At 40.5% G+C, this 14,051-nt stretch carries 7 protein-coding genes and 2 pseudogenes; 8 read left to right on the top strand and 1 reads right to left on the bottom strand.

Going from position 1 to position 14,051, the window contains the following annotated elements; genetic code table 11:
* Positions 1 to 253: 253 nt before the first annotated feature.
* From DXA05_RS24865 to DXA05_RS24830, 8 genes and pseudogenes are all read left to right on the top strand, one after another.
* Positions 254 to 796, top strand: a complete 543-nt coding sequence (locus tag DXA05_RS24865) for an RNA polymerase sigma-70 factor (RefSeq protein ID WP_004314638.1) — start codon at positions 254 to 256, stop codon at positions 794 to 796.
* Positions 797 to 866: 70 nt separating this feature from the next.
* A complete protein-coding gene (locus DXA05_RS24860; protein ID WP_008645190.1) occupies positions 867 to 1,853 on the top strand; it encodes a FecR family protein in 987 nt (328 codons plus the stop codon).
* A 161-nt stretch (positions 1,854 to 2,014) separates the two neighbouring features.
* On the top strand, positions 2,015 to 5,338 hold the full coding sequence (locus DXA05_RS24855) for a TonB-dependent receptor (RefSeq protein WP_120144486.1): 3,324 nt from the start codon (positions 2,015 to 2,017) through the stop codon (positions 5,336 to 5,338).
* 15 nt (positions 5,339 to 5,353) lie between these two features.
* Positions 5,354 to 6,992: pseudogene (locus DXA05_RS24850) on the top strand (SusD/RagB family nutrient-binding outer membrane lipoprotein).
* Positions 6,993 to 7,025: 33 nt separating this feature from the next.
* Positions 7,026 to 8,147, top strand: coding sequence for a glycoside hydrolase family 18 (locus DXA05_RS24845; RefSeq protein ID WP_004310491.1), 1,122 nt, complete (start codon positions 7,026 to 7,028; stop codon positions 8,145 to 8,147).
* 32 nt (positions 8,148 to 8,179) lie between these two features.
* The gene (locus tag DXA05_RS24840; protein WP_004310490.1) at positions 8,180 to 9,322 is read left to right on the top strand and encodes a DUF1735 and LamG domain-containing protein; all 1,143 of its coding nucleotides are present in this window, start codon (positions 8,180 to 8,182) and stop codon (positions 9,320 to 9,322) included.
* 445 nt (positions 9,323 to 9,767) lie between these two features.
* Positions 9,768 to 10,823, top strand: coding sequence for a virulence RhuM family protein (locus tag DXA05_RS24835; protein WP_008024497.1), 1,056 nt, complete (start codon positions 9,768 to 9,770; stop codon positions 10,821 to 10,823).
* 28 nt (positions 10,824 to 10,851) lie between these two features.
* On the top strand, positions 10,852 to 11,373 hold the full coding sequence (locus tag DXA05_RS24830) for an ORF6N domain-containing protein (RefSeq protein ID WP_008024499.1): 522 nt from the start codon (positions 10,852 to 10,854) through the stop codon (positions 11,371 to 11,373).
* A gap of 289 nt (positions 11,374 to 11,662) precedes the next feature.
* On the opposite strand, the pseudogene DXA05_RS24825 reads toward DXA05_RS24830, so the two are convergent.
* Positions 11,663 to 13,746: pseudogene (locus DXA05_RS24825) on the bottom strand (BT4734/BF3469 family protein).
* Positions 13,747 to 14,051 lie beyond the last annotated feature (305 nt).

The raw sequence follows: 14,051 nt of genomic DNA, 5'->3' as shown, positions 1-14,051 counted from the left end.
TGATTCATGAAGCCTTTTTATTTTTATGGGTGTATAATATACATTTTTATTTTATTTTCTGGAAAGCTCTATATGATAGCTGCTTGGAAGAAATAAAACCAAAAAAGAGTTATAATATTTTTTTATTGTGTTATTAATCTTTTATTTTGCTTTTAGATTATGATTTAATGTATAATATTATATTGAATCATTCCTTAGACCTAAATATATGTAATATTTGATTTAACCGCTAACACTGAAAAATACTAGAGAGATGGAGAATAATGACAGGCAGATTGAATTAAAGTTTCAGAGGTTTTTCACTGTAAATTTTCCAAAGGTAAAGAACTTTGCTCAAATGCTGCTAAAATCGGAAGCGGATGCAGAAGATGTGGCTCAAGATGTTTTCTGTAAGCTCTGGTTGCAGCCTGAGTTGTGGCTGGATAATGATAAAGAACTAGACAATTATATTTTTATAATGACTAGAAATATAGTTCTGAATATCTTTAAACATCAACAAGTAGAACAGGAATATCAGTCGGAAGTTATAGAGAAGACTCTTCTTTATGAATTAACAGAAAAGGAAGAGATCTTGAATAACGTATATTATAAGGAGATGTTGATGATTATTCAACTCACCCTGGAGAAAATGCCGAAGCGTCGGAGGTTGATATTCGAACTTAGTCGTTTCAGGGGATTAAGTCATAAAGAAATAGCTGATAAACTCGATGTTTCTATCCGAACAATAGAGCATCAGGTTTATTTGGCATTGATCGAATTAAAGAAGGTACTCCTCTTTTTTATTTTTTTTCTCTAATATTTTTAAGTAGTATGTATGTAGTAGTTGTATTTAATGTATAAAGCCCAAAAAAGAAAGAAAAAGATTCATGAAAAATTATATTCAACAACTCGTAGAATTATTCGGCCATAATAGCTATTCAGCCGGAACACAGAAGAAAGTGCAACAGTGGTTGGCTGATGAGGAGCATGTTGATGAAAAGAGTGAGGCTCTTCGTGAGCTTTGGAAACAAGCAGGAGAGCAGAAAGTGCCTGATGGCATGCAACAATCAATACAACGAATGCGGCAGAATCTGGGAATGCAGTCTATCACTTCACGTAGAAATTACCAGTTGCTTATATGGAGAGCTGCAGCTATTTTCTTGTTAGCAGTCTCATCCGTTTCTATTTATTTGATGTTGGAAAAGGAACGGCCGGAAAAAGATTTAGTTGAATGCTATATACCGACAGCGGAAATTCGTGAACTTACATTACCGGATGGTACAAATGTCATGCTGAATTCGAAGAGTATACTACTATATCCGGAAAAATTTACAGGAGAGACTAGAAGTGTATATTTGATTGGTGAGGCCAACTTTAAAGTGAAACCGGATAAGAAGCATCCTTTCATTGTAAAGGCCAATGATTATCAAGTTACTGCTTTAGGTACTGAATTTAATGTAAATGCTTATCCGGAAAATAGCGAGCTGATGGCTACTTTGCTGGAAGGTAGTGTGAAAGTTGAATTCAATAACTTGCTGTCCAATATTATTTTAAAGCCTAATGAACAGTTGGTATATGACAAACATACGAAAGCGCACAATCTGCGGATGCCTGAGATAGATGATGTGACGGCATGGCAACGTGGGGAATTGGTTTTTAGTAATATGTATCTGGAGGATATTTTTACAAGTCTTGAACGCAAATTTCCTTATGCTTTTGTATATAGCCTTCATAGCTTGAAAAAGAATACATATAGTTTCCGCTTCTCCAAACAGGCGAATCTGGAGGAAGTTATGAAGATTATATCGCAAGTTGTAGGAAATGTAAACTATGTTATCAAGGGAAATAAGTGCTATGTAACTAGTAAAGAATAAATATATTGTAGAACCTTTTAAATTTAATACGTAATGCAAAAAAATACCCGGAAGGAATGGCCGTTCCTCCCGGATATGAAATCAATCTCTTTTAATATTAGCGTAATATTGACGCTATTCTGAATGATCCTAGAATAATAACCAATTAACTAATACTAAAGATGCTACAAATCTACGAAAAAATAGCAGAAAAAATAGCTCATAAGCGGGTCTTTCTCACTTTTTTAAGTCTTATTCTTATACAGACTTTCGCTTTGGCTCAAAATGATAGTAAAATAACTATCCAGCAAAAGAACATCACTGTCATTGATGCCTTAAAAACTGTGGAAAAACAGTCTAAAAAGTCTATAAATTATAGTGATTCCGAATTAAAAGGAAAAGTAATAGCCCAGTTAAACTTGCGGAACGCATCCCTCGAAACCGCACTTGATACCATCTTAAAAGGGACGGGCTTTTCATTCCAGATTCAAGGTAACTACATCATAATAGCTGAAAAGAAGCCTGTAGTTGCACAAACCCTTAAAAATATCAAAGGAAAGGTTACTGATGAAAGCGGTGAACCGTTGATTGGAGTAAATATATCTGTGGATGGTAGTTCTACAGGTACGATTACCGATTTCGATGGTAACTTTACGATCAAGGCGGCAGAGAAATCTATTCTCAAAGTATCTTATATCGGATATGCTGCACAGATAATTCCTGTTTCCAAGAAAGATTTCTATCCGGTTGTAATGAAGCAGGATACAGAAGTGCTCGATGAAGTTGTTGTGACGGCATTGGGTATCAAACGTGCAGAAAAGGCGTTGTCTTACAATGTACAACAAGTCAAGGGAGATGCTCTGACTACGGTAAAAGATGCTAACTTCGTAAACTCGCTGAACGGTAAGATAGCCGGAGTGAGTATAAACAAAAGTGCTAGTGGAGTTGGTGGTGCGACACGTGTTGTAATGCGTGGTGCAAAATCTATTGAAGGTGATAATAATGCTTTGTATGTGGTGGACGGTATTCCTTTGTTCAATACCAATATGGGAAATACCGACAGTGGTATTATGGGTGAAGGTAAGGCCGGAACAGAAGGAATCGCCGACTTCAATCCCGAAGATATTGAAAGTCTTTCTGTTTTGAGTGGTCCTTCGGCTGCTGCGTTGTATGGTAGTAGTGCCGCTAACGGTGTAATTTTGATTACCACTAAAAAAGGAAAAGAAGGAAAACTTTCAGTGCAGTTCTCTTCTTCTTCAGAGTTCAGCAAAGCTTATATGACTCCTGAGTTTCAAAATACGTATGGTAACAAAAAAGATATGTATGAAAGCTGGGGTGAGAAACTGTTGACTCCTACAAGTTATGATCCTAAGAAGGATTTCTTTAATACCGGAACAAACTTTATTAATTCGGTTACGTTGACCACCGGTACGAAATCGAATCAGACTTTTGCTTCTGTTTCTTCTACCAATTCCAAAGGTATTGTGCCTAATAATGAATATGATCGTTTGAATTTCACAATCCGTAATACGGCAACTTTCCTTAATGATAAATTACAACTCGATTTAGGTGCGTCGTATGTGAAACAGAAAGACAAGAATATGGTATCGCAAGGACAATATTGGAATCCGGTGATGGCCGCCTATTTGTTCCCTCGTGGTGAAGACTTTGATGGAATTAAGTCATTCGAACATTTCGATGAAAGCCGTCAACTTCCGGTTCAGTATTGGCCGGTGGCAGATCCGGTATATGCTTCACAGAACCCTTACTGGACTGCTTATCGCAATGTAGCTACGAATGAAAAGAGTCGTTATATGTTCAACGTAGGGTTGACTTATAATATTACCGATTGGTTGAATGCGACAGCCCGTTTCAGAATGGATGACACACATGTATTGTTTGAACGCAAGATTTACGCTTCATCCGACGATAAATTTGCGGAAGGAAAGAAAGGACTGTATGGATACAATAACTATGAAGACCGTCAGGAATATGCCGACTTTATGTTGAACGTAAATAAACATATAGCTGATTTCAGTATTTCTGCCAATGCGGGTTGGAACTATTCTAACTATTGGGCATTGGAGAGAGGATACAAAGGGACATTATTGGGAGTGCCCAATAAATTTGCGGCTTCTAATATCGATCCGGCTAATGGTCGTATCTCAGAAAAGGGTGGTGATAGTCGTGTACGTAATCATGCTGTTTTTGCCAATTTGGAACTTGGTTGGAAGAGTATGCTTTATTTGACGCTGACCGGACGTAATGACTGGAATTCACGTTTGGTGAATACCGATGAAGAATCTTTTTTCTATCCCTCAATCGGTCTGTCCGGGATTATTTCCGAGATGGTCAAATTGCCCGAATTTATCTCGTACCTGAAAGTTCGCGGTTCGTATACGGAAGTCGGTGCGCCTGTATCCCGTTCGGGACTGACTCCGGGTACGGTAACTACCCCTATTGTGGGTGGTGCATTAGATCCTACCGGTATCTATCCGTTTACTGATTTCAAGGCAGAGCGTACAAAGTCATACGAATTTGGATTAAGTCTGAAGTTGTGGAATAAATTAAGTGCGGAGGTAACCTACTATCATTCTAATACATACAATCAGACCTTCTTGGGTGATCTTCCGGAATATACCGGATACAAGCAGATTTATTTGCAGGCCGGTAATGTGGAAAATCGTGGTTGGGAGGCTTCATTAAGCTATTCCGATCAGTTTAAGTTCGGATTAGGAATCTCTTCAACATTGACATTCTCTCGTAATATAAACGAGATTAAGGAGATGGTTGAAAACTATCATACGGATTTGATGGATGAACCGATTAATATTCCGGAGGTTTTGAAGGATGGTGGTCGTGTCATCTTGAAAGAAGGCGGAAGTATCCACGATATTTATGCCAACACCTTCTTAAAGAAAGACCACTTGGGATATGTTGAGGTAAAGAGCGACGGAACCTTTGGAATGGAAAAGGGGGAACCTGTTTATTTGGGAAAAACTTCTCCTGACTTTAATATGGGATGGAGTAATATGTTGACATACAAAGGCTTTGGACTCGGATTCCAAATCAACGGGCGTTTTGGTGGTGTGGTGACCTCTTCTACAGAGGCATTGCTTGATCGTTACGGTGTGTCCAAACGTTCGGCTGAGGCTCGTGAAGCGGGAGGAGTATTGTTGAAGGGACAAGGTCTGGTAGATGCGAAGTCTTATTATCAGATGACAGGTACGGGAAATTATGAAACTTCCGGTTACTATGTATACAGTGCCACCAATATTCGTTTGCAAGAACTTACCTTTAGCTATACTATGCCTAATAAGTGGTTTGGTAACGTGTTGAAAGATGTTACAGTTTCGTTTATAGCCAACAATCCTTGGATGTTGTATTGCGAAGCTCCGTTCGATCCGGAACTGACTCCTTCCACTAGTACTTACGGACAAGGTAATGATTATTTTATGCAACCGAGTGTTCGTAGCTTTGGCTTCGGTATTAAATTTAAATTATAATACACCTTCTTTATTATGAGAAAAATGAATCATTTTAAACTATTAGCGGTGATATGCGCAATGGCGCTATTTGCCTCATGCAATTTTGAAGAAATCAATACCAACCAATTTGAGATGAGCGACGGAGAAGGTGCGATGGATGGTTTTGAAGTCGGAGGGCTGATTACAGCTATGCAACGGACAGTGATTCCCGTAGGCACACAGGCTGATGATACAGATGTTATCAATGAATATCAAATAGCTTATCATCTGCGGCCGATAATTGGAGTGGATTTTTTGGCGAGAACAACAGTAACGGTTGGAACGCAGGTAGTAACAATACTACTTATTATTTGTTGGACAATTGGATAAAAGCGACCTATACACAGTCTTATACCAATGCTCTTGATCCTTGGAAGAAATTGAAAATAGCGTCCGAGAAAAATGGTACGCCCGAAGTCTTTGCTTTGGCTCAAATTCTGAAGATTTCCGCTTGGCACAAGACACTTGAAAGTTTCGGTCCGATGCCTTATTCTCATGCGGCGGACGCTACAATGAACATTCCGTTCGATTCGGAGAAAGAGGTGTATACGGCGATGTTTGAAGAATTGACCGCAGCCATTGAAGAATTAACGGAAAAGGCGGAAAATGGGGTGAATGTAATGGGCGCTTATGATGCGGTATATGCCGGAGATGCTACCAAATGGGTGAAATACGGCAATTCGCTGATGCTTCGTTTGGCTATGCGTGTCCGCTTCGCTGATGCGGAACTGGCGAAAAAGTATGCTACTCAAGCAGTGAATCATTCTATTGGCGTGATGACGGCTAAGGATGATGCGGCTCAAATGAGTCAAGGAGCGGGTATGACTTTCCGCAACAACATTGAATGGTTGGCAGGCAACTATAATGAAGCTCGTATGGGTTCTTCCATCTTTCTTATCTGATGGGATATGAAGACCCGCGTTTGAGCGTTTATTTTTTGCCGATGGATGGTAATGCCTCTTATGGTGTTGAGGCTTTCGACGGAAAAACGTATCAAGCGGTGCCGGCAGGGCATGCCAATGCGCAGAATGACATCTACAAATCTTGCTCAAAGCCCAATATTCAAAGTGGAACTCCTACATATTGGCTGCGTGCATCGGAAGTTTATTTTTTGCGTGCGGAAGCAGCTTTAGTGTGGGAAGGTTTCGGCAGTGCGGATTCATGGTATAAACAGGGCATTGATATGTCTTTTCAGGAGAATGGTGTGACCGATCCTGTAGACGATTATATGAATTCCAATTTGTCACCTCGGGCATATGTTTTTTCCCATTATCAGTATGGGCAAACACTTTCTGCTCCGTGTGAGACTACTGCCAAGTTTGAAGGAACAACAGAGCAGAAGTTGGAAAAAATTATGATTCAGAAGTGGATTGCTTTGTTTCCTAACGGACAGGAAGCGTGGACGGAATGGAGAAGAACCGGTTATCCGAAGTTGAATGTCATTAAGACTTTGAAAGGAGCAGTGCAAGGCGCAACTCTTGAGGGCGGTATTCGCCGTATGATTTATCCCACCAGTTTTTCTCAGACTAACGAGGGAAAGGCTATTTATGAAGCAGCCTTGAAGTTGTTCAATAACGGTGCAGGTGGCGAAGATAAGTCTTCTACCCGTTTGTGGTGGGATTGTAAGAGATAACCTACATGTATCATTTTAATACAGATGAAGAATATGAAATCATTAAGAAAATTGTTATATATTATTCCATTGACAGGCATGATGGTAACTTCTTGCATGGATGTGGAGAATATTGAGATAGACCATATAGGCGGGTATGCCACAATGAACAATGCGGAGAGTGAGGCATATTATGCCAATCTGCGCGCCTATAAGGCGACTGCTTGGAATTACAATCGTCCCGTAGCTTTCGGATGGTATTCCAATTGGGCGCCTGCTGGAGCTTATCGAAGAGGATATCTCTCTGCTATGCCCGATAGTATGGATTTTGTTTCAATGTGGAGTGGCGCTCCAGGACGTTATGAAATCACTCCGGAGCAGAAGGCAGATAAAGAGTTTGTGCAAAAGGTGAAAGGAACGAAACTGTTGCAGGTAAGTCTGCTTTCTTATCTTGGTAAGGGTGCGACACCAAATTCGGTATACCTCGAAGTGGAAAAACAAGCGGAGGAAGAAGGCTGGTCGGCGGCTCAATTGGAAACGGCGAAGAAACAAGCCCGTTGGAAATATTGGGGATTTGAAGGTCAGTTTGAAAGTGAAAACCATTATGCATGTCTGGCGAAGTTTGCCAAAGCTCTGTGCGATTCTTTGTATGCAAACGAATGGGACGGTTATGATGTAGACTGGGAAATCGGTAGTGGTGTGTTTGATATGGATGGCACATTGAGTCAGAATAAGCATTTGATTCATTTGGTTAAAGAAATGAATAATTACATTGGCCCGAAAAGCGATCCGGAAGGTAAAGGACATAAAATGATCTGTATTGATGGAAATATTTATGGGCTTACCCATGAATTGGATGAGTATGTCGATTATTGGATTATACAAAGTTATGGTAGTTCCAATCCCGGTTTTGATGGTTATGGCGTTGATCCTAAGAAAATAATCTGCACAGAGAACTTTGAAAAGTATGCCACTAATGGAGGTCAATTGCTGAAGCAGGCAGCTGCTATGCCGCGAGAAGGTTATAAAGGTGGAGTAGGAGCTTATCGCTTCGATAATGATTATGACAATACGCCAAATTATAAATGGATGCGTCAGGCTATTCAAATCAATCAGCGGGTTTTCAATGAATGGAAAGCGAAACAAAACGAAGCGGAAAATAAACCGCAGGAATAAGTGGACTTATAAAATTCTAAAACAGTAAAAAGATGATGAATAAACATATATTCTATTATTTGATGGTAGGTAGTATGGCGTTATTGTTGGGCGCTTGCAACGACAGCATGAATGACCTGCTGGAGCCTAAGGTTTATTTCGAAAGCAAGGAATATAATTTCTCGGTGGAAGATGAAATGGATGTAATGACATTTGATCTGGTTTCAAGACTCTCGTCAGCAACTTCCTCTCAGGTAGACGTATCATATAGTGTAGCCGAACCAAGTGTAGTAGACGAATACAATGCAAAGTATGGCACAAATTATGAGATGCTTGATGTTTCGCAGGTAAAGCTAAGCAGTACGACATCTTCTATTTCGAGTGGAAAATTGTATGCGGATAATGTAGAAGTCGAACTTTCCGGGTTAGAAGCCTTGAAAGCCGGGAACTCGTATGTTTTGCCTATGCGGGTGCATTCGTCTTCGGTGTCGACTCTTTCCGGAACAAACATTGCATATTTCTTTTTCTCCAAACCGTTGAAAATTACCAAAGCTGGTAACTTCAGTAATCACTATATTTCTGTGAAGTTCCCTGTCGGTACTTTCTTCTCGTCATTCACTTACGAAGCATTGATTAATGTGGATTATTTCCTCGATAATAATACGATTATGGGAACTGAAGGTGTGATGATCCTCCGTATCGGTGATGCGGGAGGAGGAATTACTCCTAAAGATTATTTGGAAGTGGCCGGAAGACAGAACTACCGTGTAACGAAACCGTTGTTAACAAATCGTTGGTATCATGTAGCGTTGACTTATGATCAACCGACAGGAAAAACAGGCATTTATGTAAATGGTGAGAAATGGGCTGGTTCAGATTGGGGGATTGACGGTTTTGATCCGAATTCGGATATGGGTTTTTATATTGGTAGAATCTATGGTTTTAAATGGGGTGAACGTCCATTCCATGGTAAAATGAGTGAAGTCCGTGTTTGGAGTGTAGCCCGTACGGAAAATCAACTTAAGCAGAATATGCTGGGTGTTGACCCTGCTTCAGAAGGCTTGGCACTTTATTATAAACTAGACGGATCGGAGACTCAGGAAGGTGGAGTTATCAAAGATGCCACAGGGCGTATAAACGGTACTACAAATGGAATTACTATTAAGACGTTGGATGCTCCGATAGCTATCAATTAATGGAACACACAAATTTGTGAGAGATTTTGCTCTTTGCATTTTTGAATATGAGTGAAAGCCTGCTTACTGAAAAGATAATATTCTTTGGGTAAGCAGGTTTCTTTTATTTATGTTTGTTTTATGAAGAAGTTACTATTTCCCCTGTTTATATCTTTTCCATCTAAATGTTTTTGCCAGTACCTTTATACATATAATTTATGCGGTTCATGTAAACCAATATGTAAACCGGAAAAATACGAATAAAATCTGTTGAATCCATAAAGCGAAGATATTACGGAGAAAGCTTTCTACTGTAATTATGATCTTTTTAGGGAACTTTTCAGATAATGATTGGCGCTGCTTCCAATGACATAAGATTACAGACGAAGGTGGAGATAAAATAGGAGATATTATCTTTGGCAGTTCGATATGTTCTAAGTACATTTGTTTCTGATAAAAGAAATGAATGTTCAAGATGAATATGGAAGAAAGTAATAACGGAAGCAAGAAACTGCAAATACGCAATAGTACGGCTGAATTTCTTATTTTTCAGATAGAGAATAAAGAAGAAGGCATTGAAGTGCTTTATCAGGACGAAACTTTGTGGCTGACGCAGAAGACGATGTCGATATTGTTCGATGTTGATATACGCACAATTAATGAACATTTGAAAAATATATATTCGCAAGGAGAAGTAGATAAGAATACAACTATCCGGAAAAACCGGATAGTTCAAAAAGAAGGTAATCGGAATATTTCTCGTGAAGTTTTTATTTATAGTCTTGATGCCATCATTTCAGTCGGCTATCGCGTCAACTCCGTGCGCGCCACTCAATTTCGGCAATGGTGTACATTTATACTTCGGCAGTTTGCCATTCGTGGATATGTCATTGATAAAAAGCGAATGGAGAACGGATCATTCATCAATGAAGATTACTTTGAACATTTGCTTGCTGAAATCCGGGAAATACGATTGAGTGAGCGACGTTTCTACCAAAAGCTAACAGATATTTATGCTACCAGCATAGACTATAACCTCAATGCCCCGACCACACGTTTGTTTTTCAAAAAAGTCCAGAACAAAATGCACTATGCAGTTCATGGACACACGGCGGCAGAACTTATTGTAGAGCGTGCCGATGCAGAGAAGGAACACATGGGACTAACTACCTGGGAGAAAGCTCCTAACGGAAAGATTGTAAAAACAGATGTGTCGATAGCAAAGAATTATTTGAAAGAAGAAGAACTGGAGTCAATGGGACGGTTGGTCAATGCTTTTCTGGATTTGGCAGAAGACCGGGCAAAGCGGCATATTCCTATGACAATGGAAGATTGGGCAAAACGTATAGATAAATTCTTGGATAGCGATGACCGCCCCATATTAAATGATTCAGGAAAGATGTCTGCCGAACAAGCGAAAGATTATGCAGAAACCGAATTTGAGAAATACCGTATCTTTCAGGACCGTGTGTTTCAGTCTGATTTCGACAAGTTGAATACAACTCGAAGTAATACAAAGTAAGATTTACGACATACGCGGGTAAAAGGTGATGTTAGACTTTGATTTGGCGGAAATGTACGGAATAGAAAACAGGGTGCTAAAACAAGCTGTTAGACGTAATTTAAAAAGGTTCGAAGGTGAGGACTTTATGTTTGAACTCACGAGGGACGAACTTTCAAGATCACAAATTGTGACCTTGAACAAAGGAAGAGGCAGCAATTTTAAATATATGCCTTTTGCTTTTACGGAACTAGGCGTAGCAATGCTTAGTAGTGTTCTAAACTCTGATACTGCTATTGGAATAAACAGGGGTATAATGCGTGCTTTCGTTGCGGTTCGTCAGTTACTGTTAAACCCGCCGACCGATCCAGTATATGAACTTCAAAACGAAGTCAAGGAACTAAAGGAGTACATAGAGGAAGTATTTGCAGACTATAACGACATCAATGACGACACTCGGACGCAGTTAGAATTAATAAATCAGACGTTAGCCGAATTGCAGGCGCAAAAGGCTTTAGCAGATAAGCCGCGTAATCCTATCGGCTTCGTTACTCCCAAGAAGAAAGAGTAAATAGGCGGTCCGGTTGTTCCGTTGGCTATTCGTTGGTTGCTCTATTGGTTACATGGAGAGTTGGATGCAAATACAACTATTTAGAAAAACTTAATAGCTCAACAGAAAGGTGGAAGACAAGTATCCTGGAAATTTGAATCTCATAATGATTTGTACCTGTTTTATTGTCATACTGTCAGGAATACATTCAAGTGAATGAATATCAACGTTCTATCACCTGACAATAACCATTGATAATAGGCTGACAATAAAATATCCAGACTTTTATTGTCAGCCTTGCTTTTATCTCTTATGATAGCTTTATTACCTGATAAACAGTACCTTTATAAGTATGCTTCGAAGGAATACCGCATTTTTGCAGCAATCTCCCGAAGTGGTATACTTTGTTATCAGACAATGACATACCGCTTTTCTTCTTCAGATAATTCAATATTTCAACCGGAGTAAGAAATTCCCCTTCCTCTTTCGTTTGTGCAGTCTTGAAATACTGGTAAAACAATTGCAACATAGCCGGTGTCTGCTCAAACTCACGGTTGTTTTCCGTCATAATCTGCTCATCCTCACTGTCAAACCAGTAGCGTTCGCCATGATGAATCTCGTGCATGGCTTGTGCATAAAGCTGTTCATAATCTATCGGCTGTGTAGTGTCGATGTTTCCCGTCACTTCAATACAAATGAAACGGCGGCTTCCCGAAGGATCAGTCAGCAAATCCTTCTGATTGCTTGTGCCGATAAATGAAGCATACCGCTGCAATTCAAGTACCGAGCGACCGTGCGGTTTCCGTAGATTGACCACAGGCTTTTGAAGAATATGTTTCAGAAATCCTTGTTGTGGCAGCGTTATCTGGTCAAACTCATCGATATTGATGAGCGCAAACCGATTCAGATACAGTTCTGCATCCCGTTTATGGCTGAAATCAATGCTGTCTGTATAGTAAGCGCGAAGCGCAGGCGGAATCATTTCACGGCAGAAAGTTGATTTATGAGTTCCCTGTCGGCCCACTAATATGGGCGACGTATTGTTTGCGTGCATTTTATCTACCCCTCTCCAATGTGAAACCATATTCAGGAACCAACGGTGGAAAAGCAATTCCCAATGCGGATTTTTGCAAGGAACCCTGTTTGCCAAAGCATGAATACGGTCTTTGCCGTCCCAATGAGGCAGATGAAACAGGAACTCTTCCAACGGATTGTAGATTGGCACACGGTTGGAATGTAAGTATCGGTCTATGTCCCTGTCCCATACGCCAATACCTCGGATTGGGCATCAAGCATGATGCTGTTTTGTGCCCGTTTGTCAATAGGATGAAAATAAAACTGAAACGAGAAACGCTCCCGGTATTCCACTTCCCCGATCTGCGTATTATAACGGAACTCATAACGGCGATTCATAAATTCGTCCATCTGCAGGCTAAGGCGTTGCTCTTTAGTCAGGCAGCTGCCTTTGGGCACTCCCTTACATTCCTTATATACGTTTCTTATCATTTCGCGTATCAGCATCGGATTTTTTCTTTTGTAATAACGCATGATGGTTCGTCGGGTTACCTCCTCTTCCGGGATGCCGGAGTAGTAACAATTTTCGGCAAGCGGGACTACTAACGTTTGCAAATCATGATCGTTCCGGTGCCAGTCTGTTTCCATTTCTTCGAATGTCTTCCGCAATGCCGCTTCATAAAGCAATGCTACTGTATCTTCCGTGTCATACCCCGGCAGTGCTCGATTCAGTGGAGATGCTTCAGTGCTCGATTTCTCATGATAAGTCATCTCGCCGGGCATACCGATGGGTTGTGAAAGATAGAAAGGTACAGGAGTGGGACGGTAAATCAAGTCCGGATCATAACTAAGACGTGAGAATTGTTCCAGTTTCGGCTCTTTTAATAGAATGTTGAAGGGAAGTTGAGGCTGATAACATTTAATGGCAAGCCGGTAAGCATGTGCCTGAAACACTTCGGCTTCTTCCGTTGTTTGCGGTAAAGTACCGTCCGGACGGGTGAAGCAAGTCCATATCTTGACGCTTTTACCACTTGCACCCATAAAAGCCAGCATTGTTTGGGGAAGTTCGGCTGCCTTTTGCTTCACGATTTCCACCTCTGTCTTTCCGGCTAGCGGACCGATGGTCAGTTCTACAATGCCATTGTAGGTTTTCATTCGCTTCACTCCGTTCACTCGTCCGAAGGCTGCTGCGGGAATCACTCGTGGTAGTTTGTTGGCGAGGGAACAAGGCTCGTCGGGTAGAACAAAATGCAGGGCCTGACGTAATCCGGTTACCGGGCGGAGCTTGGTTTCTTTTTTCATTTTTTCTATCAGCAGGTCGATGTCTGTCACGCTTAGTGCCTCCGTATCTCCGTTTTCCCTGATTTGTGTAATCTTCATTTTTCTTCTCTTGATATTTAATGAGAGTAAGTGTTTGTTATTGGTTTCAAAGGTACGGATAAGGTACTTGTAAAACAAACTATTTGCGCTTTATCGCGATAAAGAATGTGTTTTCTTGTTATACTCTATTCAAGAAGGCGGACTTGAAACATTAACAAGTAAGTAAAGATATGCTCGCCACTGTGTATTGTTGCATAAAGACACCGTTATTCTTACGTTAACTTACCGGTATTGGTAGTTCGCCACGGCCGTGACGAGATCTTCCCACGGCCGTGGTAGGAATTCGTCACGGCTGTGGAAAGAAG

It is taken from the genome of Bacteroides sp. AM54-2NS, assembly GCF_003602935.1.
Classification (GTDB): domain Bacteria; phylum Bacteroidota; class Bacteroidia; order Bacteroidales; family Bacteroidaceae; genus Bacteroides; species Bacteroides xylanisolvens.
The sequence above is the reverse complement of the archived record's forward strand: the minus strand, read 5'-3'. Positions and strand labels throughout refer to the sequence as shown.